The organism is Bacillus sp. FSL K6-3154, from assembly GCF_040869395.1.
GTDB lineage: Bacteria > Bacillota > Bacilli > Bacillales > Bacillaceae > Bacillus > Bacillus safensis.
The window spans coordinates 2,930,713-2,957,072 of sequence record NZ_CP152033.1 but is presented as its reverse complement, the minus strand read 5'-3'; the positions used below and the strand labels follow the sequence as shown (position 1 = coordinate 2,957,072).

The window sequence follows — 26,360 nt, the reverse complement described above, 5'->3', positions numbered from 1 at the left end:
ATAAATAAGAAAAAAGTCTCATTCACTATGATCGTTTCGCTAGAGTATGCCAAATTTAAAGGTCATTTTTCATGATTTATCAGAGGGATTTAAGAATCATAAGACTGGAGGAAATTCGAAGAAAAAACAACATAAAAAAAAGCCCCATCAAGGGGCCTTTCATTAACGTAGTAATTGAAGTACGTTTTGTGGTTGTTGGTTCGCTTGTGCAAGCATTGCTTGAGACGCTTGAGAAAGAATGTTGTTCTTAGTGAACTCACTCATTTCTTTCGCCATGTCAACGTCACGGATACGAGACTCAGCAGCTGTTAAGTTTTCAGAAGATGCACCAAGGTTGTTGATTGTGTGCTCTAGACGGTTTTGGACTGCACCAAGTTTAGCACGTTGAGATGAAACTAGGTTAATTGCAGCATCCACACCATCAAGTTGATTATCAAAAGATGTAGTAGCAAAGTCAGTTACATCAATATCGCTAATTTTTACAGTAGCACTACCTAAATCAGCAGCTTTCATACTATCAATGTTTACACTTAATTGTTGACCAGAATTTGCGCCAATTTGGAATGTAAGTTTATCAGTAGCAAAAGTACCATCTAAAAGGTTTTTACCGTTAAATTGAGTACGGTCAGCAATCCCTTTACTACCTGCTTCTCCACCTACTTCTTCAACAAGTGCTTTGATTTCTTCTTGGATTGCTTTAAGATCTGTAGCAGCATCTTGTGTACCAGTGTTTCCAGCTTGTACAACTAGTTCACGAACACGTTGAAGGATTGAATGAGTTTCAGTCAATGCACCTTCAGCTGTTTGGATAAGAGAGATACCGTCTTGTGCGTTTTTAGAAGCCATTTCTAATCCGCGGATTTGTCCACGCATTTTTTCAGAGATTGCAAGACCTGCTGCGTCATCTCCTGCACGGTTGATTTTAAGACCAGAAGAAAGTTTCTCCATGTTCTTTTGGCTCGCACCGTTGTTTGCAGACAAACGGTTTAATGTGTTAAGCGCTGCGATATTGTGGTTAATTCTCATTTCCTATTACCTCCATGTATGTGGGACCTAACAGACGTCCTTGTCTGAAAAAAGTCCTTTATTCTAGGGCTTATCAACCCTGACAATTCTATTATCGGATTTGTTTATAGGATGTTTAGCAGATTTTTTAAAAAATATCTTATTTTTTCATGACGTTGATCCTAATTTTAACAATTTTATCAAAATAAAAGCTGCTGATCTCTTATCAGCAGCTTTACAATTTATGAATTTCAGTATTGCTTGATATCAAACATTAAGATATTTTGGTACACGACATAATCCTTCTTACTTGTGAAAGGACCTTTATTGTGTTCATCATTGATTTCATAGAAGTTCATACCAATTCCAAAGCTTCTTTCTTTATACCAGTTAAGAAAATCGTTGATTTCTTTCATTGAAAGCAAATAATCCTTTTGAAGCCCATTTATCATCGTAATTGAAAGTATACCTTTTGTTGCTTCTTCACCAGGTTTTGTCCCGTCCTGATCTTTCGGTTCTTCCGTGGATCCATCACCAGGTTTTGTTCCATCTTGATCTTTCGGTTCTTCCGTGGATCCATCACCAGGTTTTGTTCCATCTTGATCTTTCGGTTCTTCCGTGGATCCATCACCAGGTTTTGTTCCGTCCTGATCTTTCGGTTCTTCCGTAGACCCATCAACAGGTTTTGTTCCGTCCTGATCTTTTGGTTCTTCTGTTGCATCTTCATCTGGCTTTGCTTCATCTTCAGTTATTTGCAAGTCACTTAATGGAATAGAAATCACTGATTTGTAATCACTTTTTGCAGAAAAATTCCCCATATAATATGAATAGTTACGTCCGCCAATGACATACAATTGATCATCAACTATTGCGGCGACAGCTGATACTCTACCTTCTGGTAAATCATACGCTGAATTTTTAAATTGACCATCTTTCGGATTGAAAATTTGAACTTTATTCAGCATTTCACTTGAACGATCACCAGTCCGCTGTCCACCAATAACGAAGAATTTCTCATTATATGTTTCGTAGGCTGGTTCAAATACATATGAAGTTAAGTCACTATCTTTTAATTTACTCCATTTATCTGTTGTAATATCATACTGGAACAAAGATCTTTCTCTACTATGCCCAATCGAATTTTCTCCACCTGCAACATATATTTTGCCGTCAATTGCAGAAATGGCTCTCCCATTTCGAGATGGTAAAGCCGATGAGTCCAAGCTCTTCCATTCACCAGTGGCAGTATTGAATTGATAGACATTATTTTTATAAGAGTTTTTTGAAGAGACAATATATATATTCTCTTTCACTGCAACTGCGTACAAAGTTCCCTTGCTATAAGCTGAAAATACAGGATCTCTTGGAATTTGAATCGGTTCTTCAGCCCACTGATCAAGTTCTGCATCATAAATATCAATCGTATTATAAGCTACTTTAGTATCTTCGTTAATCCCGCCTATTAAATAGATTTTTTTACCTACAGTAGCATATGTTCCACCTGTTCTATATCTTGGCATACTTGCTTTCTCTTCCCACACATCTTTCTTAGGGTCATACATAAAAGTTTGGTTGTTTAATTTATTTTTTTCACTTGCTCCACCAAACACATAAATCTTTCCATCAACAACTCCCACACCAGCATTAATACGTTCTTCTGGTAAATCAGCTCGTTTCGTCCATCCAGTTGAATTTTGAGCTGCATTCGCTTTGAATGGACTAATGGTACTTATTAAAAGAAGTACCAAGATAAATAGTAAAAACCTTTTTTTCATTTTTTCTTCCTCCAGTTCATGACATTCCCTCCTTTTATCGTCCTTGTTTTTACTTTTTTTATCATTAAAGGTTATTATTGATCCATTTTCTTGATGAAATCCTCACACATACATCACCGGTGTCGATATTTTAATAATCTTTCCGCCGCGACGATAAAACCTTGGGACGCGGCGGCTTAAGGTGGCAATGACTTCGTAGTTGATCGTATTGAGCATTTCGGCGATTTCATCGACAGAAATTTCTCCGCCCTTTTGACGACCATATATGACGACTTCTTCGCCTTGCTTTGCTTTCATTTCTCCTAAACTGATCATGGTCATATCCATTGTGACGCGGCCAGCAATCGGCATTCGTTTTCCTCGGAAAAGCATGAATCCTCGATTGGATAAAGCACGTGAGTACCCATCTGCATAACCTATTGGTATGGTTGCTATCACTTCATCAGGTTTTGCTACATAGGTTGCCCCATAGCTGACGGTTCTTGGCTTTGTCACCATTTCCTTCACGAACGCAATCCTTGCTTTTAAACTGAGAGCGGGCTCTAGCTGAACAGCATCTAAACTCTCAATGTATTGCGAAGGGTACAGTCCATATAGCCCGATGCCGAGCCGAATCATATCTGCGCTAAATTCAGGAAACGCGATAGCAGCCGCTGTATTGTTCATATGTACTGTGGGCAGTGTAATGCCTTGTTTTTTTAAGAAACGAAGAAAATCAATAAAAATGCTGTGCTGCAGCAGTGTGAAATCAGGGTCAGGCTCATCCGCAGTGGAGAAATGCGTAAATATTCCATCCCACCTCAGGTTTTCACTCTTTTCAAGCGCCTCTACCACCTCTAACAGCTCTTCCTTTGTCCGTACACCTAATCGTCCCATCCCTGTGTCAACATTGATATGAATCCCAAGGCGATGCTGACTTTCTTCTTCCGCTAAGATCTCATTTGCTTGAACAATCCAGTCTTCTCGAAGGCCGGATAGGTCAATTCTCCAGGCTGCAGCCCTTTTCACACAGTCGAGCGGGGTAAATCCAAGGACCAGAATCGGTGCTTCAATTTTTGCTCTCCGCAATACAATGCCTTCTTCCAAGCTGGCAACCGCAAGCTCTGTCGCACCGCTTTCTAGTGCCTGCCGCGCTACTTCAACTGAACCGTGTCCATAAGCATTCGCCTTTACGACAGCCATGATCTTACTTTTCCTTGGAATATGCGCTTGAATGGCTTCAATATTTCTTTTAATCGCGTCAAGATTGACCTCGATCCAGACTTCCCTGCAAAGCTTTTGCATGTATGTTTCCTCCAGTCATTTCGATATCAATGTTCGTTTTCGTGTCTAGTCTATCTTTATTCATTTTTGAGAAAAACATTCAACCGCAATGATTGAACCAGCCTTGTCTTGATTGACATAAAAAAAGAAACCACCTCAAATGGTGATTTCTTCTTTATGAACAGGCATTTCATTAATCCGCAGATTTCATCATTGAATCAATTTCATGATAAATCTCTTCCAGATTTTCTCGTTCAGTCAAATATTCGGCAGTGCTCTTACGAACAGGCACATCAAATGTCAGAAAGGTGAGCGTGATCGTTGATGATTCCTGATCATTCATAGTTAATCTCAATTCAAGTGTCGAGATCTCTTCATTATTATCAATCTCAACAGATTGTTCAATCGGCACACCATCTTCTAACATGTCAACTTGTTTCAACTCTTTCAAGGAAAGCTCAGTGACTTCAAACCTGAATTTTCGAGATGAGCCGCCAGGTTGGTGTGTAATAAAGCGCATTACCTTTCGCTCATCATCAATCGCAAAGCCTTTATCAACATTTTGTGAAAAAAGGTATGTGGAAGCCTGAAAACCGTCTTCTTGAAAAAGCATCATCATTTTATCTAATAATATGTTTGGATCATTCTTTTCTTTTTGTCTTTGCAGCCTACCCGCTATCCATAAAATGACCATTGCACCGATGATGCTAAAAACCGTTCCCAGCCCATTACCTACATCTACGAAAATAGTAAAGCCTAAAATAGCAACAATAAAAGCGATTACAATGCCTATGATGAATATCACTCCATGCTCCTCCTGTCATGACCCTCATTGTTATATTGGTTTAATCAAGTATAGCATCTGGATTTTGATCGAAAAAAAATCTACTATAGACTAAACAGATACTATATTCATTTCGCTTTTAAATAGAAAGGATTTTTATGATGAACCTCTACACGACAGACGAAATCATTGATGCTCTTTTTAAAGCCTGGTCCTCTCAATCTAGTTCAAAATGGAGTAAAGACAACCCGGCCAATGGACAATGCGGTGTCACTTCTTTAGTCGTCCATGATCTTTTAGGCGGAAAAATAAACAAAACCGCATTACCCAACGGATGGCACTTTTACAACGTAGTGAATGGAACAAGAATCGACTTTACTTCTTCACAATTCTCTGAGGAAATCGTTTATATGGATGTACCTTCAAATCGAGAAGAAGCATTTGAAGATACGAATGAGGATCAATACCGATATTTAAAGGAACGAGTCCTAAAATATTTAAACATATAATACTCATGAAAACAGACCATATGAGGTCTGTTTTCATTGCAGTTTGATAAAGTGTTTAAAAGATAGGCAGTAAGAATTCACACACCTTATCTTCGCCTTCTTCTTCTTTATATCTCTCCATTATAGGTGCCTGACGCATGTTTAATCGATTGTTTTGGATCATTTGAGGCAAATTGTCTCCAAAACAAATTCACTTTTTCAGTTGTATGTGTCACCGTAAACACAGCATACTTTCCTCCTTCAAAATGGCCAGTCTGAACCATTTGATCTTTTGTGAAATCTCTATTTGTCATAAGCATGAGGTCGTATCTGCATTTTTCTGATGGAATTTTTCCAGGATCATCTTGAGGAACACCATATATACCATATTCCTTTAATTCATCATTTAATTGATGTTGCTTGATCCATTTTTTAAATCTCTTCATCATCTCAAAATTCTCTTTGCTGCCATATGATCCGATATTTCTCATATACACCATTTTCATATTCGTTAACATTTCAATGTTGTAATTCATGATTTCCCTCCAACTCGTATTGGAAGACTGGCCAATCATTCCTTACAAACAACGGTAACATCCTTTAAAATAGAATGCAGTAGGATATTAAAAATAATGTAATGTATGATGGAAAATACATATGGAGGATTTGCGATCTATATCATACATGAAGTAATCTCATTTTCTCCATTAGATATCAAATTTTTTAAATAAAAAAGAACGGACTATTGCCGCTCACTTGTTATTGATTTTCCTTTGAAGATTTAGCATCGAGAAAGACGCCAATTAAATAGATGATTGTTCCGAAAAACAAACCATTTAACAAACTGATAAACAACATCTTACAAACCATGCCAACATAATAAGACGCTGGCGTCCCTGGAAACACAGCCATATTGAACAGGCTAATCATAAAGGTTAAAGCAAAAGATATAATGAAAATCCTTCGAAATAATGTTGATTTTAACATTGTCACTTTACTTCCTCCTCAATATCTTTTCTATGGAAAAAATATTCTTTATTCATAGCATATATTCCGTCTTAAAATAAAAAGCCCTTAAGGGGCTTTTTATTTAAGCAGTATAACCGATACTTGCAGTATGACCTCTCCTAGCTTCATCATGACTTGCTGTCACTTCAGATGTAAAATAACCAATAATACTGATCATACTAATCATCACGCATACGACTGTTAACGTTTTAAATTTCATACTGACAGTCCCCCCGCTTCACTTGAGTTTGGAAATAAAGAATTTTCTCGTAAAAAAGCATCGCATTGTCTTTATCTCCCATTTCATTATAATATTTTGCAGCATCTTTTGCTAAATCTTCAAGATCAGGATACATTGACTTTATTTCTAGCAATTCCATTATTTTTTCCAACTGCTCAAAATTGTTCTCAACGTATAGTGATCTTAAAAATTTGAATATCAATAACAGCACATGGTCTTTCAGTTTTTCAGATAGTTCTATACCGTTATTTAAAGCATATATACCTAAATCCTGTTCTTTCTTTTTGAAGTAGGCTTTTGACAACATAATGAGCGGGTCTAAGATTCTATTTAAATGTTCGTATCCCTGTTCTCTAAATGCTCGAATTGAGTCATTAAAATGAATAATTGCTTGGGCTATTTCATTATGATGAAAATAACTCAACCCTAAATTATAGAGTGCTGATCCTTTTAATCGTTTTGTTGAGTTGTCGGCGGCTTTTTCTAGTGCGTGTTGAAAATGGGGTATTGCTTTTTCGGGGCAGCCCATATCTATATAGTTTAATCCGATCACAAAAGAACATTGTATTTCTCTTACAGTGTATGTATCTTTTTCTCGATAGCATTGTATCGCCTGTGCGATATGGTGCATGGACATGTGGGTTTGTTTCATGTGGTAATAGATTTCAGCCATCTTGTAATTGAACTCGGCCCGTTCAATATCGTCGCTGACAAGAGACAGCTTTTTTTCTGCCCGTTTATAGAAGGTAATCGCATTTAGGTATTCATAGTTTTCAAATTCGTACATGCCGTAGAAAAAATTGAAGTAATACTCGAGCAATCCTGTTAATTTCTCTTGGTCCCTTTTGATCTTCATTGCGAGCTCCTTGAAGTTGGCCCGCTCTTTCCCATTTTCTAAAGGATTCAAGTAATCAAGCATTAATTTATGTCTGAACTCCATGAGTGAGAAATACAATAATAAATCTTGATTTTCTTCCATATGATCAAGCATTGATTTGATTTCCTCTTTATATGCTTCGGCGTCCGGTACGTTAAATCTTTGAATATGATAATACCATTCATTGATTTTCAAACCGACGTGAGAAGAAAGCACTTTCTCCATCAGCCCTTACCCCTTCCTCTATTTCCCCTATAATGACATATATTATCATTTTATGAACCATTCGACACCGAAAAGAAACCGCAAAAAAGCCCTATAAAGGGCCCGTGAATGATAAGATAAAAAGACTTCTATTCATAAATAAGCACCCAGTATTTCGCCCCAGGTTCTCCTTCTTCTACAACAGCCTTCCAGCCTCTTTTTTGATAAAAAGACAAAGCTTTGTGATTTTCGGAGACACATTTGAGGGTGACCGGTGTTCCTAAAACTTTTATCGCTTGTTTGAGCAGCAGATCGCCAGCCCCTTGACCAGCAGCTTCTGGATGTACAAACAAAAGGTGAATAAAACGATCTGGTACATATAGAGAAATGAATCCAAGGATTTTATTGTTCTCCTCAGCTAAGAAAATTTGCTCTTCCTGCGTATCTTGATCAAAATCTTGCAGATGGAGTTCTTCTGGATTGAGCCAGTGAAAGCTCTGGCGCCGGGATTCTAAATAGATTTGTCTTAATTGTGGATAATCGATCGTTTTTGCTTCTCGAATGAGCAATAGATTTCCCCCGTTTTTATTGAAATGTGAAGCTGCATCATTTAACTCGACACTTCTTCTTTTCTACCAAGTTTCATTGATAACTGAACGCCAATCATTAACGAGACAATGACAAGCATTGCCACAATGGAAGCATAAAAATGTCCGCTTAAATCGAAAACCAAGCCAATGAAAAACGGACCGAATCCACCCACGATGTACCCGCCCATCTGCGACATCGCGGACCAGGTTCCGGCTTCCTCCGGAGTACTCGTCTCCATAATCGGGAGCATAAGAGCTAAAGGAAATAACCCCCCGGCACCCATACCTAGGAAAATGACGGCTGGCAAGATCGGCATTGGCAGAAGAAGAAAGATAAGGCCAATGAGTTCAGACAGACTGCATAAGATGAGAAATAATTTCGGTTTTCCTAACCGAGTAACGACCGCTGGAACGAGTAGTGCCACCGGAATCTGAATGAGTGTAAATATGGTCAAGAGCATGGCAGCATATTGCGGACTGTTTCCAAAACTAAGAGCAATCGGTGAAATCCATGCCGTCAAAGAATAAAACATACTGGACATAAAGCCAAAGAACAAGGTGAATTGAATGGCCTTTTTGTTTCGTAGCGGCAATTTTAACGGCAACGTTACAAGATCACTCTGCTCATTTTTGCGAGCTAAACCTATCCATAGAATAAGGGCGATCACCCCTAGAATAGCCCAGCAGGACAATGCAAATGGAAGATGATGCTGACTGCGTAGATAAATCGGAATCGTGAAACCGGAAGCGAGCGCTGCACCTATTGTCATCGAAATTGAATACACACTGACAATACCAGGATTTCTCGGGAAATATTTTTTAATAAAACTAGACAATAAAGGACCTGCGAAGCTAATCCCTACCCCTCCAGCAAACGCAGTCATGAGCAGGATAGCAACCGATTGGCTAGTACCACGCAGTGCAGTGGCAATCGTGATCAGAAGAATCGAGAAAAACAGCGTTCTCTCTAAACCAAAACGCCGGCTGAGTATCGTTGCAACGGGAGCAAATATTCCCATACAAAGGACAGGCAAAGTGGTCAAAAGACTTGCTGTCAGTGCGTTTACGCCAAGCTCTGATTGGATCATGCTCATCATGGAAGCCACGGACGTAATGATCGGACGTAAGTTTAAAGCGGCTAAAAATAAAGCGGCTAAATAATATATTTTTTTCATCAATACCCTTCTTTCTCTCTCATCTTGTTAAGGTTACTTTGAGTATAAATCTGCCGCATTCATTGATCAATACAATAAATCGTATTATGATGATAGGAAAAGACTATCATCTATGAAAGGTGGACATATGGATACCCGGCATATTACCTATTTTATGGCTGTATTCAACCATTTGCATTTTACAAAAGCCGCTGAGCAGCTAGGCATATCACAGCCTACACTTAGCCAGCAAATTCGACTGCTTGAAGCAGAAGTTGGGATGCCGCTCTTTGATCGAATCGGCAAAAAGGTCGTTGCTACCGAAGCTGGTTCGCTGCTTTATCAATATGGCGTGAAAATGCTTCAAGCTGAAAGAGATGCAAAAAATGCGATGAAAGAACTATTATCGGAAAAACGAGGAACCGTCCGTCTCGCAGTACTCCCTTCAGATCTTGATTTTCAGCTGGTGCCACTATTTGTAGAATTTAAAACTCTTTATCCAGAAACCAATCTAAAGGCATATTCAAATATCTTCGTTCGTGAAGAAGTCCTTTCGCATAAAGTGGATCTCGGCATCGGACTGCGAGGGCCTGCGGATAAGCGTCTCGTTCAAATTCCACTTGGAAGTGAGCCTTACGAATTATTTGTTCATTCAGAAAGTGATTTGGCCCAAAAGAGCGAAGTGTCATTAAAAGAGCTGACTCACCGTGCGTTGGTCATGTATCCGAAGGGATATCTAGGAAGGGATTTAGTAGATGACGTATGTAAAGAACAGGGTGTTGAACTGGACACCGCCATGGAGGTTGGGTCCGCGTTTTCGCTATTGCAGCTGGTTGAAGCCGGCATCGGTGCAACCATTCAGCCAAGAGGATTACTAAATCAACATTCGATGTGGCCTAATATTGTTTCGATTCCTATTGCTGATCCAGCACCTGTCCGGCACTTGGAATTAATTTATTATGCAGATCGATTTGTCAGCAAAGCACAACAGCAGCTATCTGAATGGCTGATAGACTTTTTCAAATCAAGAACAAACTAAAAAGTGAGGTTAACACATGAAGAATGCAAACAGCATATTTACAAGAACAAACCGAGTTGTTATTCGCCAATTCGATAGACAGGATATTGAAGCGTTTTATCAATACCGAGCAAATCCCACAATTGCAATATTTCAATCCTGGGAAAACTACACATACGAAGATGCTGAATCATTTGTTCAACATCAATATCGAGTTCATTTATAAAAAAGGAAAATCCAAATCCGTTTTCATTGATCAACTCAAACAGTTTTTCATGAATTAGATTAAAAAAAGCCCTTTTCAGGGCTTTTTTTGGATTCGTTCTGATTGATTAGCTTTCGTTTGCCAACATGTATGCTGCAGTTTCATGCATATCTTTCAATCCTGATCTCTGTGCGTACTCGGCCACAGTGATCGCACTTGTCGTCAGAAGTTCTATTATATGTTCATCCATTCCTGGCCAAGTTCTCCCGCCTGCTTTTTCATACGCATGGATAAGTTTTGTTAATCCTTCTTTCCCAAAGAGAAGTTGATGCGACAAAAAATCTGCAGATACATCACCAACCCCCACTTCAGACCAATCAATCACACCCGTCACACATTGATTTTCATCAATCAGAATGTGGCCAGGATGCAAATCTCCATGCTTCACTCCCACGAAAGGCGGCCATAAAGAATCTTTAGCTAGCCATTCTTGCCAGCGCTCCCATAAACCGCTGTTAATGGTGTATTGCGATTTGACACGTTCCATTCGCTGTTTCATTGATCCTCTTAATTCATGAGCACTGAGCATCTCCACACCGATCGTTTTAAATGGCTGTTGATCTAAGGAATGTACATTCGCTAAAACTCTTCCTAATGATTCATAATAAGCTTGCGGTACTTTCGTTTGGTCAAAACTCCACACATACGATTCCTTCTCCACATCAATACTAGCCGCCGGTACCCCCTCTAATTGTTTATAAGCAATCAGACTTTCTGAAAAGATAGACCACTGAGGGACCTGAAAGTGAACCTGCTTACTCATATGATCTAATGTCTTTTTTTCTTGTAAGGTATGTTTCATTGATTCAGGTCTGCGAGGCACTCTTAATATCCATTGATCACCATGTAAATCTTCGACATGCGCGACACGAAAATCAACACCTGATTCATTTATTTTAATGGTATTCTCTGAAATGTCTAATCCGTGATGATTGGCTAACTGCTTTAATTCTAATCTATTCATATTCATTCCTCCAATTGCTCATTTAGTCATGATCAATAGGCATCAAGAATATCATCACAAAAAACCACAAAAGGCTACTTTATGTGGTCAGAGTAAACAAAGCTAGACTTATGCCATTCTTTGTATTAAAAAACATACAAAAAAGACAGAACAATTATCTGCCTGTCTTCTAGTGAAATTGCATACTTTCCCGCTGAAGATCATTAAAAATGTGCAGACTACCCCGTTTACTCCGTTTGATGAAAACAGAGCCTTTGAACATATGAAATTACTGATTGTTCAAAGTTTGCTGGCGTAATCTTCCTGCATGCATCATCTTTAACCATCCTCCTCTTTATCATATAAAGTTACTATACTTTATTTAAATATGACTTTCAATAAGATTACAAAAAGAAGCCCTTTTCAGGGGCTTTTATTCTTTCACTATCTTTTTTTCACTGGATGAATGTCTTCTCCCAAAAAAGAGGTATTAGGCTCACCACTATTTTCTAGGAACTCCGCTATTTCTTTCAGCTCTTGATTGATGAGGTCATTTCTTTGCATATCCGGGTTTAACAGAAGGATGGAGTGAATCGTTGTCGCTGCTTCATATAAAACATGTTGATCTTTTATCTGTTTGATGCATTGTTTCATACGATCGAAAAACCATTCAATCTCTTCAATTTCTTCCATCGGATAATGTGCCATTTTAAAGAGATTCTGCTGACGAAGGTCTTGTCTCTCAAAAATTTGTTCAAGCTCTTCTTTACTGACATACAAATCCGAGGATTCCTCATCAATCTCTACTACCTCGACCATCACATCTTCAGCTGTATATAACTGCTCAATAAAATCATCGAAAGTATCCGCCAGCTTAAAATCGACTCCCATTTCTAAATCAAAATAGTGAATAGGAGGATGTTCTTTCGTTTGTCGATAATCCATTGCGATCCATGTATCTTCTTCTCCGCTGATGATTACAAGTCCCTCAGGCAGCTCCAATTCATCACTTAACTGAAGACTATTCATGATGCCATCATCTTTGGCGATTCCTCTTAAATGGTCAAATTGAACATGATCCTCAGCCCATGAATTCGGCTGTTCAGTTGGGAAAGCATTACGAACTGTAAAACCACCGTTCCATTCTAAAATGAGCTTTTTATATGTATCAGGTAAAGTGACACCAAGTCTTCCCTCTGCTTCACGAATTTTTTCCTCATCTATCTTTTCTAACGTGAAAGGACTCTCTTCTTCTTTCTCCCAGAAAGGTTTCAAAGTGGATGCCTCCCTATATCTATTGAGATAAGTATAACATTGACCAACTGTTCATTTGCTCATTCTACTTCATAAAAAAACAGACTATTAAAGTCTGTTTTAATCTTGTCTATACGTTTTCAGAGGTTGTATTTCGATCAATCATAGTCGTGTTTCGATTTGATTTTTGATGTTCCTCCATAGTTGTATTCCGAATTGATTTTGTTTCAATGAGTTTCAAAGTTTCTGCTGTTGAAACACTTAACAATACAATGGAAACAATGACTAGTAATTTTTTAATAATCATACAGACACTCTCCTTTTTGAATATCATTTTGAGCTTTAAGAGCCTTTTTATAATATTCGACAGCTTTTTCAAAGTCCCCCTTTTTTTCAGAAGATAATCCTATACTTTGAGCAAATACCTCGACATAGACATATAGTTGCTTTTCCTCAAAATAATCTAGCACTTCTTGAATTGCTTTCTCATTAGCATCTATATAAATCGCTTTTAAAGCTTTAAATAACATCAAACACAACGAATCATTTATCTCTAAGGAGCACTTAAGACCATCTTCTACGAGTGGAGCGGCTTCATCATGTTGACTAGACTTATACAACGACCAGCTTAAACTAAATAGGGTGATTGGTTTTATTTCAATACTTCGTGGTGTAATAATGTCTAAAACTTCTCTGTAGCGTATAATTGCTTCAGTGTACTTTTGTTGTCGATCATATGTATTCGCTATGTTCAATAGAATTTTAGCAATTAACATATTATCGGCGAGCTCTTCTGCTATAGAAAAAGCTGTATTTAGATGCTTTAATGACTTGTCATATCGCTTGAAATCATCATAATTTCCTGCAATAACAATCAAGCTTTGTATTTGGCGAACTTTATATTGTTCATGCTGCTTATAGATGTCTAAGGCTTTTATAATATGATGCATAGAAACATGAGTTTGTTTCATAATATAGTAGGCTTCAGCCACCTTGAAGTGAAACTCCGCTTGCTCAATATCATCGACCACCAATGCGAGCTGCCTTTCAGCGATCTTATAATATTGGATAGCCTGTATGTATTCTTTCTTACTAAACTCATGCATTCCTCTAAAAAAAGCATTATAGTATTGCAGCATACCAGAAAGTTGATGATTTGAATTTTCGATTTTATCAACCAAATCAGAAACAGAAGGCGATCGTTTTTCTGAAGGTTTAATATAATCGAGCATAAGCTGATGTCGAAAACACATCAATTGATAGTAAATGAGCAGGTCTTGATCCTCTTCCATTCGCTCAATTTCTCGTTCTACCTCAGCTTTCAAAATCTCTGCATCAGGTACACTGAATTGCCGAATCATTTTATACCATTCATTGATTTTCACACCTACATGTGAAGAAAGAACTTTCTCCATCCCTTATTCCCCTTCCACTAATTTCCCTTATATTACATTTATTATCACATGTTTAAGTTTTCAAGGCACCGAAAAGAAACCGCAAAAAGAACAATTGAGTAACCGTGATTTTACATATTTCTTCTCACAACAGAAAAAAGCAGACTCTGCAAAAGTCTGCTTTTTTCTAAAAATCAAATGACTACACCTTTTGAAAATTAAGTATACAATGACTCGTTTAACCACTCGTCACAATGTTCTATCAGCCACCTCAAATATTCCACATATTGACCGACATGAAAACCGTCACAAACAGCATGATGGACTTGAATGGCGACTGGCAAGATAATTTTCTCTTCTTCCAGCTTAAATTTGCCTAACGTAAATATCGGCAGTAAATAAGTTTCATCTGTAGATACATTAAGGTTAAAAGAAGTAAAATCAATCCAAGGCAGGCTTGAAATATTGAACATATTTTCTGGCATATGAGGTTTCGGAAATAGTTTGTTACTTTCGTTATAAGCTTCAATATCAGCTACACAGCTTTTATAAAACTGAGCAAAGTTTTCGTCATAAGGCGTCCAAATACTTGAAAATGTCTTTGTTTCTTTATTTAGAATCGTATAACTAGGATGGAGAAGATCCCAGTGACCAAGCTCATCGTTTACTAGATCCATCCGAAACTCCGGTATTTTTTGCACAGCCCTTGCTAACAAATAAATTTGCACAGGATATACTTTTAGCTTTTGTTCTTTTAATATTGAATGCAATTTCGTGATGTCTAGATCGATCACCAGGCTATATGAGCATCGGGTTACCTTCATATAATGATGAAAGTGCTCTTTTCTAGGATAATTTTCATCTATTTGTTTAAACATTTTTATCTCCTCCTGAATGTGATTTCATGTATTCAGGAGGAGACTTTATCTGTTTTCACCACCACAATCATCCTTTCAAGAGATATGTGTTTCTGTCCATTCAAAGTCTACCATGAGTTTTACCTACGATAAAGCCTGCAGCAACTCTTCGTAAGTCATCTTGCCTAACGTGAATTTTTCTAGTGCTATATATGTTTTCTCCGCTGAGGTATTCATTCTATTATGACATTCATTCACTAACTCATGTTCATTTGTTATTGGCTCATGTATATGTTCTTTTTTTCGAAATGCTTCATAATATCTTATACCAAAAATTCTCTGGGACATCGCATTGATGTGAATTCCGTCTGGGTTAGGCGCAAGGCCTTTGGCAGTAACATAATAACAATTTTCATGATGATGTGCATATTTTTGAAGTTCCTCATTCATCAGTGGATATTCCACACATCCTGCGCCAAATGCCACTTTTCCCAAGAAATCGCCCAAACCTCCTATTACAAGCGGAATGTTAGGTACAGATAATTCAGTTCTTAGTTCATGAAATAATCTTCGTATTTTTTCATCGTATTCTTTGTATTTCCCATCTTGGCTGTCACTTTCTCCTTGATGCCATAATATCCCTGCCAATTCGCTATTTTCCTTTGCAAATTTAGCTTCACTTATAGCATGACGAAATAATGCTCCATCCGGCGACCACTCATCAATGGAACTGCCTCCCTCTGCACAAGGAATCAGGCCAATCTTCTCTCCTTCATGATTCTTACACCAAGCCTCCGCAAAGGAAGCCGCCAGTCCTACGCCAGCTACCGGCCTATCAAAATGAATGGGTTCAGTCATCATTTGCCATCTACCATTTCGCAGCATCATGATCCTTTCATTATAAATCGGAGGAACTTCATGTTTGAAGCCGCGCCCCGCCATATTTGATTGTCCAATTAGTAAAAATGACTTCATATCTTTTTCCCCTCGCTAAATATTCTATCAAATATATATTCATCTGAACGTTATCATTTTACCCTTCCTTTGTTTTTCATATTTGTCTACTTTTGTCGAAAGGATAGTAAAAAGGAATTACTTATTGTAAGATCCTTATGCAACTATCAATCAGGAGGATCGACTATGAAGAAATGTTTTGTATTATTTTTTACATGTTTATTATTGTTAACAGCTTGTAGCAGTGCAGCATCTACTAAAAAACAGCTCACCACAGATAACGTGATTGAAGCTTTCAAAAGTGCTGGGCTTGAAGCAGAAAAACCAACTGATCTTGAACAAAAAGAGTTTGGAAATATAAGAGAAGAAGGAAAAAGGATTCTCATTCCTTCTTTAGGCGAAAATGCTGGCGGAAGGATTTTTAAATTTGGAAATGAAACTGACCTTAACCAAGCCAAATCTTATTATGATGAGTTAGGAAATGCTGGATCTATGTTCTTCTCTCACACATATTCAAAAGGGAACTTCCTGCTTCAAATGAACGGAGAAATGAAGGATTCTGAGTTTGAAAAATATAAGAAAGTGATGGATGAGGAAATAAAATAGTTTCATATTTTTTTACTTATTGCTTCTTTAATCTTTAACAGAGAAGGGTTCTTTACGATGGTCTCTAATTCTGTTGGATCGAACCGTCACCTCACCCAGTTAAGGTGAATGACCTTATCCTGAGCAAACAGACCTTCCCTGAAAAAGACTAATTTAATAAGGTTCTATGATGAGCCTTTCCGATAAAAAATGTGCATTTTTGAAGAAAACTGAAAGGGTTCGTCCCCAATCCGTCCCCATAAAAAAACAGACCATGCAGGGTCTGTTTTAATTTTGCCTATACGTTTTGAGAAGTTGTGTTTCGATCAGCTGCAATACTGTGCATTCCTGAATATTGGCTTACGTTAAGCTTGTGAAAAAATCATATTCATGTATAATACAATTGATGTATGATGCATGAATTGTAGGAGGGTGACCTTTTTGAAAAGAGAAGATGCCTTAAAACTAAGAACAGATATTAAGAAAATGATTATATTAACTGGGGTTTTCGAATCTCAAAATTTGCCCAATGGACCATTTGAAAAACCTCTACCAACTTCTCAAATGATGGCGTTAGAGGAACTAGAGATGGAAAAATTAACTGTTTGGCAACTATCCAATAAACTTAGATTAGAGACTTCAACTGTAAGTAGGTTGGTAGATAAGTTAGTAAAAATGGGGCTTGTTTATCGTGAAGTAAATGAAAAAAATAGAAGAGAACTTTTTCTGCACCTCACAGAAAAGGGTCACATTACTGTTAATCGCTTAAGAGAACAATCCCTTACATTTTATCAACGTATCCTCAATAATTTATCAGAATCAGAACAAAAAATAGTTGTGGATGGTTTTGAATTATTTATTGATTCTATTTCTAAGTCTTTTGATTAGAGTGAGGTAAATCATAACCTTTGGAGGATAAAATGAGTTTGGATTTTGAACGTCCTATTATTGAACTAAAAGAGAAATTTGATGAATTAAAGAAAATGATGAAAGAAAATAATGTAGATTTATCGTCAGAAATTCATTTATTAGAAAAACGTTTAAATAAAATGCAAGATGAAATTTATTCTAATCTTACAGCTTTTCAACGAGTTCAAATTGCAAGGCTACGTAACCGGCCCACGACATTAGATTATATACCTTTATTGTTTACAAACTTTTTCGAACTTCATGGTGATCGATTATATGGTGATGATAAAGCAATGATAGGTGGTATTGCAAAATTTAAAGGAATGCCCGTTACGGTTATTGGTCATCAAAGAGGTAGAAGTACAAAGGAAAATATAGAAAGAAATTTTGGAATGGCTCATCCAGAAGGATATAGAAAAGCGCTAAGACTGATGAAACAAGCTGATAAATTTAATCGGCCTATTATTACATTTATTGATACAATAGGCGCCTATCCAGGGAAAGGGTCTGAAGAACGTGGAATTTCTGAAGCGATAGCTAGAAATCTATTGGAAATGGCTACGCTTAAAGTGCCAATTGTTTGTATTGTAATTGGAGAGGCATCAAGTGGTGGAGCTCTTGGCATTAGTGTCGGTAACCATATCCATATGTTAGAGTATTCATGGTACTCGGTCATTTCGCCAGAAGGAGCAGCATCTATCCTATGGAAGGACGCTAAGTATGCTCCAGAAGCTGCTGAACATATGAAAATTTCAGCAAAAGATTTAAAACAGTTAGGAATGATTGATGAAATCATCCCTGAAATGCAAGGTGGAGCACAAAATGATATAAAATCACAGGCACAAATGATTAAATCTGTGATCGAATCATCTCTAAAAAAATTGATACCATTATCCTCAGAAGAGCTTATACAACAGCGATATGAAAAGTATAGACAAATAGAGAATTATAAATGAAAATATTATTACATTTAGGAGGATTCTCGCAAAAAATACTAAATATTTTGTAAGAATCCTCTTAAACTGGATATGCTGATACTATTAAAAGATGTGTGATTAGTATGGAAAGGAAAATTTGTTCAACGGATTATCTTCCATCAATACTTTGAAACGTCGTTATCCCTCTACGAGATGGCAGGCCAAGCCGTCATATATCCCCATACTTTGTTTCTGGTTCTTTTATTGTTAATGACTCTTTCACATCAAAATTACCTATTTCAACAACCACGATTCATAATGGTCGCACTCCTTAAATACTATTCAAAAAAGAGCTGGACATGCTAGTGCTAAAACACCCTCAGATAGGATTACTCTACCTTTTTTAAGGAAGAATTTAATTGTTTTTCTAAATTAATCTGTCCCATCTTAGGGAATGAACTATAAATTCTTTATGATATAATTCAATATCAGTTTAAAATTTCTTTTTTGAATTTTAACAGACGATCCAGATTACATCACAAAAAGCTTTTATAATACGTATTTTTAGGAGGTTAACATTAGTGGACAGTTCCCTCAATGAAATGAAGCTTATCATTCCAACAGGATGTGACAATGCTCCCAGGAAGCAAATAGTCATTGATTTTACAGTAGCTATATTAACGCGGCAGACTGAAGTTATTAAGGAATTTGCGGATGAATCTATTATCTGGTATCAGTTAAAGGATAATACAAAGCTTGAAGGGCGAAATGCCTTAATCTCCACTTTGTACAAAGAGGACAGAGAAATCGTTGGCAACCTTGAAATTTACCAAGTAATAACACACGGGAAATTTGCTTCAATAAATGGTGTGATGTTATTAGCGAATGGTTTAAAAATTGATTTCTGTGATGTATATATTTTTAGTAGTGCTGCAAAGTCTGGAAAGATAAAGGAAATAAAATCATATAGGATTTAAACGTTACTGGTCTATTTATTAGGTGACTCAAAAGGCGTTGCGATACAAATTTCATACGTTTTCATGAAGAAAGATAAAAACAAAAAACTGCTACACAAGGGTTTCAACGATGATTCCGACTGGGCTCGAACCAGCGACCTCTACCCTGTCAAGGTGAATGACCTCATCCGAAGCAAACAGACCTTCCCTGAAAAAGACTGATTTAATAAGGTTATATGATGAGCCTTTCTGATAAAAAATGTGCATTTCTGAAGAAAACTGAAAGGGTTCGTCCCCAATCCGTCCCCATAAAAAACAGACCCTTAAAGGTCTGTTTTAATTTTGCCTATTAGTTTTCAAATGTTGAATTTGGATCGATCATCGTCGTGTTTCGATCAGTTTTTTGGGGTAATACAGTGGTATTTCGATCAGTTGATTCTTGTGAGTAATTCAGCGAACCCAGGCAAGCAGCACCTACCAATAAAGCGGTGCTAATCAATATCTTCATTTTAATATTCATATAAACACTCTCCTTTTTGGATTTCGGTTTGAGCTTCTATGGCAGTTCTATAATAATCTGCTACCCTCTCCGAATCATTCCTTTTCTCATAGAGATTTGCAAGGCTTAAAGCAAACTCTTCAATATAAGGATACAACTTCTTTTCCTCTAATCCTTTAAACATTTTTCGTACATTTTCAATACCTTCATCCACATAAATCGTCTTTAGTGAATTGAGCAATGTTTTATAAAATAGATTGTTTTCGGCTGTTGCACTTTTTATTCCTTTTGCGATATATTCAAGTGCTTCTCTCGTTTTATCACTTTTAAACAAGGTCCAACTTAAACTAAAAAACAATCTTGGTTTTATATCTTCATTGTTTTCACTCATCTTATCTAGTCCTTTTTTGTAGAAGGACGCAGCCTTACTATAATCCTGCTGCCTGTCATACGTATTTCCCAGATTTAAATAAGTTTTAGCGATTAATCTTTGATCATTTATTTCTTCAGCAAGTTCTAGGGCTTTATGTAAGTGGGGAAGCGACTTCTCATATCTTTTAAAATCATCATAATTTCCTGCGATCACAAATAGACTTTGAATTTTTCTCACCTTATACAGATCATAACGATCATAGATTTCTAGCGCTTTTATAATATGGTGCATTGAAACGTGGGTTTGTTTCATAATGTAATATGCTTCAGCAACTTTAAAGTGGAATTCTGCTTGTTCAATTTCATCTACAACAAGCGCCAGTTGTCTCTCAGCAATCTTATAATATTGAATGGCCTGTACATATTCTTTTTTACTGAACTCATACATACCTCTAAAAAAGGCATTATAGTATTGCAACATTCCAGACAGTTGATGGTTAGAATTCTCTATTTTATCGACTAGAGCGGAAATTGATTGATCGAATGAAGGCTTTATATAATCAAGCATAAGTTGATGTCGAAAGCACATTAGTTGATAATAGATAAGAAGATCCTGATCTTCTTCCATCCTATCTATTTCCCATTCAACTTCCGCTTTCAAAATTTCTGCGTCTGGAACACTGAATTGCCGGATCATTTTATACCATTCATTTATTTTCACACCTACATGTGAAGAAAGAACTTTCTCCATCCCTTACTCCCCTTCCACAAAATTCCCTTATATTACATATATTATTGCATACAGGAATTTACAAAGCACCGAAAAGATACCGCAAATAGAACAAAAAAGAGAGACGAATTCGCCTCTCTCATATGCCTTTATTATTTAATACTTCCCCAAATAGATCTTCCACCAGTGTGCCCTGTTTTTGCATGCTCCCATGTGTTAACTAATTGCATCTTACCTACATGTTGATGGTGATGCCAAGTATAGCCGGTCGGTGTAACACCTTTTTCAATCTGATCAAGTTGCTTTTTATTAAATTGTTTCATCTTTGTGATATCTTTAAATACATCTTTCTTCAATTGAACATTTGCTGTTTTAAACTGTGTAGCATTCGATGATTTCAATTGATTTAATGGAAGGGTCATCTCAGCTTTAAAATTAAACTTTGGAAAACCCTGCCTATCAAACTTAACGCCTGTCACAGGATGACTCTTACCAGCTAAATGTCCATTTCTAACATAAACTGAACGAATTTTTTTAGGTGTATGCTTTTGAACAAATCTTTTTGTTTTTGTCTTACCTCCTACCTTAACTGTTTTTTGTGTTACAGTAGGCTTCGACAATAATTTAAGTATTTGAGTAAGACCCCTGACTACCATTGCTTGAGCCTTATCTTTACTAGAAAGTGTCCCATCTTCGTATACTGTAGGTAGGGACTCAAACTCTTCCGCAGGTAATTCTTCTAAATCTTCATCGGCAATTAAATCATCTTCCGTTTGACCAGGAATATATTGTTGTCTACCTGGTTCAACCGCAGCTTTAGCCTTAGAATTTTCAGCTGCATTCAAAAAATCCATCGGAATGCTTGATACAAGTAACGTGATTGCAAATAATAAAAATAAAAACTTCTTCAAAATAACATTTCTCCTCATAACTAGTATTTTTGTCACATACTAATTATAAGTCCAATATCTTAATTTTTTTCTTAAAATTACCTTAATTTATATTCCTTATCTTAAAAGCAATATGTTCACCTAAATTCACTATGAGCGAATCTTCATTTCTTTCTAAGAATTCAGCAATTTGTTGAACAAGGTTTTTAATATTACTATTAGTTGGCATCTTTTGATTTATTAAAAGAAGTGAGTTAATAGTTGAAGCTACCTCATACAGAACATCTTCATCTTTCACATTCTCAATGTAATTTTTTATCGTATCGAAAAACCATTCAATCTCTTCTATTTCCTTCATTGGATAGTATTGAATTTTATAGATATCATCTGTATCTGGGTTCTCCATCTTTAATATAGCCTGAAGTTCTTCTTTACTTAAATACTCATTTGGAATCTCATACTCAATTTCTGCTTCTGCTTCTGTTTCTTCATCGACAATATACTCAACTGTATAAAGTCCCTTGATAAGTTCATCAAAAGAATCTGCTAATTTAAAGTCTTCTTCCATCTCAACATCAAAGTAATGAATTGGCGGATTCTCTTTGGTGTTTCGATAATCCATTGCAACCCATGTGTGTCCATCACCATTGATTAAAATTAATCCTTTTGGCAAATCCCACTCTTCTATTAAATATTCACTCTCCATAATACCATCATCTTGTGCAATTCCTCTTAGATGTGTAAATTGGATATGATCCTCAGCCCATGAATTAGAATGAGTGGTTGGAAAAGCATTATGAACAATATACCCACCATTCTGTTCTAGAAGGAGCTTTTTGTATGTATCGGGTAAAGTCACTCCAAGTTTCTTTTCTGCCTCAGCAATTTCCTTTTCATTTATTTTTTCTAGTGTGTAGTAGTTTTCTTCTTCGTCAATTTCCCAAAATTGTTTCAAGGTTTGTACCCCCTAGTATAATATGCACATAAGTATACCATTTTTAATGGTTTTGTTTAACAAGTTTTCATTTTGATAACTGCTTTGAAAAATTGATTTATTTATTGAGGAAAGTATAAAAAATTGAAGTGGCTTGTGAGGAATTGGTGTGGGATAAAGAGAAAAGAGAATGGCGATTTTAATATCAACTTACCAACGCCTTTATCCGAATGTCTAATGCACTAAAAAGAGCAACTTCCAAATGAGAAGTTGCTTTTTCAATCTTCCGTATGCAGAGATTTAACTTATATCTAATGATTTTTAGAATAAGAAGCCAATAATGTTAAATCAATTAATAGCCACACGCTGTTGTTTCTTGGCAGCCTGTAAAGAAATTGTAGACATAATTTTTCTTTTCACTTCACAATAGTTACTTATTAGTTCATTACTTATTCTATTAAATTTGTGTTTATTACCTTCTCCTAAGTAATGAAAATCTTCATCCTCTTTTTCTTTTAAATATTTAAGAAGCAGCTCAACATTCTTAATTCTCAGATCCCATCTCTCTTTATAATCAGTACTTTTATTATTAATCGCTTTAAAGTTAGAGTAGATTTCATTATATATTTCTTCATTTTCAAATTTTGTATCAAATATAATCATTTCTAAATATTCATGATTCTTTAATAATGTATCCAGGTGAAATTGAGCAGGAGGAGCAATGCGTACTAAACTAATTTTATCTAAAAAATTGTCCTCTCCCATCCTTCTAGCACCAATATCACTTTCAATTATATGTCTTTCTAACATTGGAGAAAGAAGCGCCTTCAGAGAATCCATATCATTGCAATAAACTGACAAATCTTTTAAAATATCGTTCAATGGGACAAACCCTTTGATTGTTCCTAATCTTATTTCTTTATCTTTATAAGACATAAGTATTTCGAGAATCCTTATATTTATAAAATGGCTGCCAAAACCATCAAAAGTATTACTCTGGAATAAATTCAGTAACTTTGATTTTTGAGTATCATAATTGATTCCTGTTGAGAGACCTACACTTTTAACTAGTCTATTAAAAGGGATAAATTGATTTTGAAGCTTCTCTTCTTCATATTTATAATTGAGTAATGAAACTAGATTACTATGACCTGATGTTACAATATCTCTAAAGAGTTGTAACGAGTATCTCAAGTTTCCACTTGAAAGGTGAACTAATAAATCTTCAACTTCTTCTCTTTTTAATGTCTGTGACAACAAATTAAGTAAATCTTTATACTTCAACTTAACCGATGCGTAATTAAAATCAAAATTCACCTCTTCATCACCTGTTATTTCTTTTACATAAGCGATTCGTTTCATTAATACTTCTTTCACGCTTGGAGGTACTATCTGATAAGGTGTTATATTAGCATAAGCATTCATCGGTGGTTTTGTTTTCATTGACCAATATGTCTCGTCTCTTAAAGAAAGAATAGTGGTAATTTTCAATTCTGAACTTTTAGTCAATCCATAAAAACTAGCCTTTTCTTGAACGACAGTTGGCTGTTGATCTAAGTTGTCCAAAACTAAGAATAACTCAAAATCCTTTTCTACTAAATAAGATATAATTTTCTCTATATGGTGTTTTTTATCATTTTCCATTGATTCTATTAAATTACTGATATTTTCGTTTTTCGTCTGTTCAGATAAATGTTTCCATGCGCCTCTGAGCTTTTTATTGATATTATCTTCATAGAGCTCTTTTAGAAAATCATATTCATAAATATCGATTTGGTCAATTTTTTCTAAAGCACTCTCTATGTCTTGAAGTATTTTATCTTCAATCTTTTTTTCAATTTCTTCATCAGTATTATAAAAAGAACGGAAGTCAACTTGACACCAAACTATCTTCTTAGTATAACCTTTGAGAAAATGATCGTAGAACCTTTGGATAAATGTACTTTTACCAGCACCTAAATTACCAAATAAGACAAATACGTGTCCTTGTTTCTGATATTTTTTTTCTTGCATTCTTCTTAATAAATCATTGTGGAAGCTCCCAGCTGATTCATCCGACACCTCTAATGAACGATTAGACTCGAAAGGAAGACCTAATAATGGTATCCTTCCCTTGATGAAATTTTTCAATTCATTACCATAAGAATCTAACTTCACATTATTACAATATAACTTCTTTAGTAGCATCTTATTATGGCTTATATCAGAAAAATAATCTGTAAGTATAGGAGTCAAAGGTGCTGATAGTGGGTTATTCCCAATATTGTCGTTTCTGTAAGTTTCATCTGCAATTGATTTTCTAAATTGAGGAGCTTCCCTATAAACTTTCAATTCTAAAATTTCCTCAATATTATTAAAACCATTTTTATAAGGGCTAAGTATTTCATAGATATGATGAAAATTATTATTAAAAGCGTCTACTCCAGACAGTGCAAGTGTATCAAAAGCCCGATTTGCCTGATAAGTTGTACAAAAAATCAAATTCAATCCATTGCTGACAACACATAGAGGCGATTCCTTTTCTTTAGCATAAGCTCTTGCCTGTTCAATTGCACTCCATAAATTTGACTTAGTTTTCTTTATTACAGAAGAATTGTAACGTTGTAACTTACTGTTTTTTGGAAGATTAAAATCAACCTTATTACTCTTAGCTTCCAATACAAAATTATTATTTCCTGTGTTACAAAAATAATCAATAAAACCTGCCTTTACTTTTGGCTCTCTTTGTATATTTTTTTCATCCCAAAAAAGAACTCTGGTTAGTAAATTATCTATAATTTTACATCTGATATCCGTTTCACTTTGTATTATATTATCTTGGAAATCTGCCTCTTCAGAAAATTCATTCCATTTCTCTATCGAATCATTTAAAGTCATTCAACCCAATGCCTCCAAAACAAAAAAAGATTAAGACTTTAGTCTTAATCTAATGATAATGAATTATTCCAATTTTAGCAAGTATATCCAATGCCTGAAAACCTTGTTCTTTTGTATATTTTGGTTTTTCTAATACCAGTCTATCCATAACCGTTTGAACACCTAAATATGAATACTCATCATATAAAAAGTGAACTGAGGCCAAAAGTTCAACCCAGTCTGCTTCAGACAAGTTTAAAGAGTTATATTTTATTGCATTCTTCAGTGGAGTTAAAGTTCTTTGGATATCTTCTCTAATTTTGAATTGCGAATAATCAAAATGGTTTAGTTGCTCTGTTTCACTGTAAAGAACTTTAGTTAGTGATGGAGAATAGGGACCTTTCTTATACCAAGTAAATTGATAATCTCCACAATGTATACCAAATTGATTAGCAAGATAAACAACTTTTTGAGCTATAATACGATCATCAAGGCTTTGAACAGAAGGTGGACGATCCACTACAAATTCATGAATTAAGTGAACTGATAAATATTGAGTATTCATTTGCATTAACCCCTTCCAAAGCACATAGTTAGATTATATTATATCCAAGAACACCCGAAAAAGAAACAAAATG

Annotated in this window: 27 protein-coding genes; 6 read left to right on the top strand and 21 right to left on the bottom strand. The window is 35.9% G+C overall.

All coding sequences use genetic code 11. From position 1 onward, the window contains the following. Positions 1 to 162: 162 nt before the first annotated feature. The 4 genes from hag to MHH61_RS15245 all read right to left on the bottom strand — a co-directional run bounded on the left by hag (position 163) and on the right by MHH61_RS15245 (position 4,848). On the bottom strand, positions 163 to 1,026 hold the full coding sequence (gene hag / locus MHH61_RS15260) for a flagellin Hag (RefSeq protein WP_056766221.1): 864 nt from the start codon (positions 1,024 to 1,026) through the stop codon (positions 163 to 165). A gap of 230 nt (positions 1,027 to 1,256) precedes the next feature. Further along, on the bottom strand, positions 1,257 to 2,780 hold the full coding sequence (locus tag MHH61_RS15255; RefSeq protein ID WP_056766218.1) for a kelch repeat-containing protein: 1,524 nt from the start codon (positions 2,778 to 2,780) through the stop codon (positions 1,257 to 1,259). A gap of 102 nt (positions 2,781 to 2,882) precedes the next feature. Next, entirely contained in the window at positions 2,883 to 4,064 is a 1,182-nt protein-coding gene (gene alr / locus MHH61_RS15250; RefSeq protein ID WP_056766216.1) for an alanine racemase, read from the bottom strand. A 172-nt stretch (positions 4,065 to 4,236) separates the two neighbouring features. After that, a complete protein-coding gene (locus MHH61_RS15245; RefSeq protein ID WP_056766214.1) occupies positions 4,237 to 4,848 on the bottom strand; it encodes a GlsB/YeaQ/YmgE family stress response membrane protein in 612 nt (203 codons plus the stop codon). Between the two features lie 140 nt (positions 4,849 to 4,988). Between MHH61_RS15245 and MHH61_RS15240 the strand changes: the two genes are divergently transcribed. After that, positions 4,989 to 5,336, top strand: coding sequence for a hypothetical protein (locus MHH61_RS15240; RefSeq protein WP_087975684.1), 348 nt, complete (start codon positions 4,989 to 4,991; stop codon positions 5,334 to 5,336). 107 nt (positions 5,337 to 5,443) lie between these two features. Here the strand turns inward: MHH61_RS15240 and MHH61_RS15235 are convergent, their stop codons facing one another. From MHH61_RS15235 to MHH61_RS15210, 6 genes are all read right to left on the bottom strand, one after another. Continuing rightward, a complete protein-coding gene (locus MHH61_RS15235) occupies positions 5,444 to 5,851 on the bottom strand; it encodes a GyrI-like domain-containing protein (RefSeq protein WP_241218546.1) in 408 nt (135 codons plus the stop codon). A gap of 223 nt (positions 5,852 to 6,074) precedes the next feature. Then, on the bottom strand, positions 6,075 to 6,308 hold the full coding sequence (locus tag MHH61_RS15230) for a hypothetical protein (RefSeq protein ID WP_125586359.1): 234 nt from the start codon (positions 6,306 to 6,308) through the stop codon (positions 6,075 to 6,077). A gap of 97 nt (positions 6,309 to 6,405) precedes the next feature. Next, positions 6,406 to 6,543 (bottom strand): aspartate phosphatase, encoded by a 138-nt coding sequence (locus MHH61_RS15225; protein WP_125586361.1) that lies wholly within the window; start codon positions 6,541 to 6,543, stop codon positions 6,406 to 6,408. Beyond that, the gene (locus MHH61_RS15220) at positions 6,533 to 7,666 is read right to left on the bottom strand and encodes a Rap family tetratricopeptide repeat protein (RefSeq protein WP_125586362.1); all 1,134 of its coding nucleotides are present in this window, start codon (positions 7,664 to 7,666) and stop codon (positions 6,533 to 6,535) included. Before MHH61_RS15220 ends, MHH61_RS15225 begins: the two co-directional genes overlap by 11 nt. Positions 7,667 to 7,794: 128 nt before the next feature. Continuing rightward, on the bottom strand, positions 7,795 to 8,214 hold the full coding sequence (locus MHH61_RS15215) for a GNAT family N-acetyltransferase (RefSeq protein WP_125586363.1): 420 nt from the start codon (positions 8,212 to 8,214) through the stop codon (positions 7,795 to 7,797). A gap of 41 nt (positions 8,215 to 8,255) precedes the next feature. Further along, complete coding sequence (locus MHH61_RS15210; protein ID WP_046310631.1) at positions 8,256 to 9,410, bottom strand: CynX/NimT family MFS transporter; 1,155 nt, start codon at positions 9,408 to 9,410, stop codon at positions 8,256 to 8,258. A 112-nt stretch (positions 9,411 to 9,522) separates the two neighbouring features. Here MHH61_RS15210 and MHH61_RS15205 point away from each other — a divergent pair, with 112 nt between their 5' ends. Then, positions 9,523 to 10,428, top strand: a complete 906-nt coding sequence (locus tag MHH61_RS15205) for a LysR family transcriptional regulator (protein ID WP_125586365.1) — start codon at positions 9,523 to 9,525, stop codon at positions 10,426 to 10,428. Positions 10,429 to 10,739: 311 nt separating this feature from the next. Here MHH61_RS15205 and MHH61_RS15200 read toward each other — a convergent pair whose 3' ends face one another. The 6 genes from MHH61_RS15200 to MHH61_RS15175 all read right to left on the bottom strand — a co-directional run bounded on the left by MHH61_RS15200 (position 10,740) and on the right by MHH61_RS15175 (position 16,095). Then, positions 10,740 to 11,636, bottom strand: a complete 897-nt coding sequence (locus tag MHH61_RS15200; RefSeq protein ID WP_076840891.1) for a macrolide 2'-phosphotransferase — start codon at positions 11,634 to 11,636, stop codon at positions 10,740 to 10,742. A 423-nt stretch (positions 11,637 to 12,059) separates the two neighbouring features. Continuing rightward, complete coding sequence (locus tag MHH61_RS15195) at positions 12,060 to 12,890, bottom strand: SMI1/KNR4 family protein (RefSeq protein ID WP_076840889.1); 831 nt, start codon at positions 12,888 to 12,890, stop codon at positions 12,060 to 12,062. A gap of 109 nt (positions 12,891 to 12,999) precedes the next feature. After that, entirely contained in the window at positions 13,000 to 13,176 is a 177-nt protein-coding gene (locus MHH61_RS15190) for a hypothetical protein (RefSeq protein ID WP_041105897.1), read from the bottom strand. Further along, positions 13,166 to 14,284 carry a tetratricopeptide repeat protein gene (locus MHH61_RS15185; RefSeq protein WP_076840888.1) on the bottom strand — a complete coding sequence of 373 codons (1,119 nt, stop codon included), beginning with the start codon at positions 14,282 to 14,284 and terminating at the stop codon, positions 13,166 to 13,168. Before MHH61_RS15185 ends, MHH61_RS15190 begins: the two co-directional genes overlap by 11 nt. 197 nt (positions 14,285 to 14,481) lie before the next feature. Further along, on the bottom strand, positions 14,482 to 15,141 hold the full coding sequence (gene catA / locus MHH61_RS15180; RefSeq protein ID WP_125586367.1) for a type A chloramphenicol O-acetyltransferase: 660 nt from the start codon (positions 15,139 to 15,141) through the stop codon (positions 14,482 to 14,484). A 123-nt stretch (positions 15,142 to 15,264) separates the two neighbouring features. Beyond that, a complete protein-coding gene (locus tag MHH61_RS15175; protein WP_125586369.1) occupies positions 15,265 to 16,095 on the bottom strand; it encodes a sialate O-acetylesterase in 831 nt (276 codons plus the stop codon). 165 nt (positions 16,096 to 16,260) lie between these two features. Here MHH61_RS15175 and MHH61_RS15170 point away from each other — a divergent pair, with 165 nt between their 5' ends. From MHH61_RS15170 to MHH61_RS15155, 4 genes are all read left to right on the top strand, one after another. Next, the gene (locus tag MHH61_RS15170) at positions 16,261 to 16,680 is read left to right on the top strand and encodes a stress protein (RefSeq protein ID WP_125586371.1); all 420 of its coding nucleotides are present in this window, start codon (positions 16,261 to 16,263) and stop codon (positions 16,678 to 16,680) included. A gap of 420 nt (positions 16,681 to 17,100) precedes the next feature. After that, complete coding sequence (locus MHH61_RS15165) at positions 17,101 to 17,547, top strand: MarR family winged helix-turn-helix transcriptional regulator (protein ID WP_039177872.1); 447 nt, start codon at positions 17,101 to 17,103, stop codon at positions 17,545 to 17,547. A gap of 32 nt (positions 17,548 to 17,579) precedes the next feature. Continuing rightward, a complete protein-coding gene (locus MHH61_RS15160) occupies positions 17,580 to 18,524 on the top strand; it encodes an acetyl-CoA carboxylase carboxyltransferase subunit alpha (RefSeq protein WP_125586373.1) in 945 nt (314 codons plus the stop codon). Between the two features lie 542 nt (positions 18,525 to 19,066). Further along, positions 19,067 to 19,462, top strand: coding sequence for a hypothetical protein (locus MHH61_RS15155; protein ID WP_041105890.1), 396 nt, complete (start codon positions 19,067 to 19,069; stop codon positions 19,460 to 19,462). Positions 19,463 to 19,950: 488 nt separating this feature from the next. On the opposite strand, the gene MHH61_RS15150 is transcribed toward MHH61_RS15155, so the two are convergent. From MHH61_RS15150 to MHH61_RS15130, 5 genes are all read right to left on the bottom strand, one after another. Further along, positions 19,951 to 21,063 carry a Rap family tetratricopeptide repeat protein gene (locus MHH61_RS15150; RefSeq protein ID WP_125586375.1) on the bottom strand — a complete coding sequence of 371 codons (1,113 nt, stop codon included), beginning with the start codon at positions 21,061 to 21,063 and terminating at the stop codon, positions 19,951 to 19,953. A gap of 131 nt (positions 21,064 to 21,194) precedes the next feature. After that, positions 21,195 to 21,953 carry an HNH endonuclease gene (locus tag MHH61_RS15145; RefSeq protein ID WP_164512163.1) on the bottom strand — a complete coding sequence of 253 codons (759 nt, stop codon included), beginning with the start codon at positions 21,951 to 21,953 and terminating at the stop codon, positions 21,195 to 21,197. Between the two features lie 82 nt (positions 21,954 to 22,035). Then, a complete protein-coding gene (locus tag MHH61_RS15140) occupies positions 22,036 to 22,887 on the bottom strand; it encodes an SMI1/KNR4 family protein (protein ID WP_125586379.1) in 852 nt (283 codons plus the stop codon). 327 nt (positions 22,888 to 23,214) lie between these two features. After that, entirely contained in the window at positions 23,215 to 25,743 is a 2,529-nt protein-coding gene (locus MHH61_RS15135; RefSeq protein WP_125586381.1) for a P-loop NTPase fold protein, read from the bottom strand. 49 nt (positions 25,744 to 25,792) lie between these two features. Beyond that, positions 25,793 to 26,287 carry a hypothetical protein gene (locus MHH61_RS15130; RefSeq protein WP_125586383.1) on the bottom strand — a complete coding sequence of 165 codons (495 nt, stop codon included), beginning with the start codon at positions 26,285 to 26,287 and terminating at the stop codon, positions 25,793 to 25,795. Positions 26,288 to 26,360 lie beyond the last annotated feature (73 nt).

Bases quoted from the DNA above. Each gene is read 5' to 3' on its own strand.
- hag (WP_056766221.1), bottom strand. From the start codon at position 1,026: ATGAGAATTAACCACAATATCGCAGCGCTTAACACATTAAACCGTTTG.
- MHH61_RS15255 (WP_056766218.1), bottom strand. From the start codon at position 2,780: ATGAAAAAAAGGTTTTTACTATTTATCTTGGTACTTCTTTTAATAAGT.
- alr (WP_056766216.1), bottom strand. From the start codon at position 4,064: ATGCAAAAGCTTTGCAGGGAAGTCTGGATCGAGGTCAATCTTGACGCG.
- MHH61_RS15240 (WP_087975684.1), top strand. From the start codon at position 4,989: ATGAACCTCTACACGACAGACGAAATCATTGATGCTCTTTTTAAAGCC.
- MHH61_RS15235 (WP_241218546.1), bottom strand. From the start codon at position 5,851: ATGAATTACAACATTGAAATGTTAACGAATATGAAAATGGTGTATATG.
- MHH61_RS15225 (WP_125586361.1), bottom strand. From the start codon at position 6,543: ATGAAATTTAAAACGTTAACAGTCGTATGCGTGATGATTAGTATGATC.
- MHH61_RS15220 (WP_125586362.1), bottom strand. From the start codon at position 7,666: ATGGAGAAAGTGCTTTCTTCTCACGTCGGTTTGAAAATCAATGAATGG.
- MHH61_RS15210 (WP_046310631.1), bottom strand. From the start codon at position 9,410: ATGAAAAAAATATATTATTTAGCCGCTTTATTTTTAGCCGCTTTAAAC.
- MHH61_RS15205 (WP_125586365.1), top strand. From the start codon at position 9,523: ATGAAAGGTGGACATATGGATACCCGGCATATTACCTATTTTATGGCT.
- MHH61_RS15200 (WP_076840891.1), bottom strand. From the start codon at position 11,636: ATGAATAGATTAGAATTAAAGCAGTTAGCCAATCATCACGGATTAGAC.
- MHH61_RS15190 (WP_041105897.1), bottom strand. From the start codon at position 13,176: ATGATTATTAAAAAATTACTAGTCATTGTTTCCATTGTATTGTTAAGT.
- MHH61_RS15185 (WP_076840888.1), bottom strand. From the start codon at position 14,284: ATGGAGAAAGTTCTTTCTTCACATGTAGGTGTGAAAATCAATGAATGG.
- catA (WP_125586367.1), bottom strand. From the start codon at position 15,141: ATGTTTAAACAAATAGATGAAAATTATCCTAGAAAAGAGCACTTTCAT.
- MHH61_RS15175 (WP_125586369.1), bottom strand. From the start codon at position 16,095: ATGAAGTCATTTTTACTAATTGGACAATCAAATATGGCGGGGCGCGGC.
- MHH61_RS15170 (WP_125586371.1), top strand. From the start codon at position 16,261: ATGAAGAAATGTTTTGTATTATTTTTTACATGTTTATTATTGTTAACA.
- MHH61_RS15160 (WP_125586373.1), top strand. From the start codon at position 17,580: ATGAGTTTGGATTTTGAACGTCCTATTATTGAACTAAAAGAGAAATTT.
- MHH61_RS15150 (WP_125586375.1), bottom strand. From the start codon at position 21,063: ATGGAGAAAGTTCTTTCTTCACATGTAGGTGTGAAAATAAATGAATGG.
- MHH61_RS15135 (WP_125586381.1), bottom strand. From the start codon at position 25,743: ATGACTTTAAATGATTCGATAGAGAAATGGAATGAATTTTCTGAAGAG.
- MHH61_RS15130 (WP_125586383.1), bottom strand. From the start codon at position 26,287: ATGAATACTCAATATTTATCAGTTCACTTAATTCATGAATTTGTAGTG.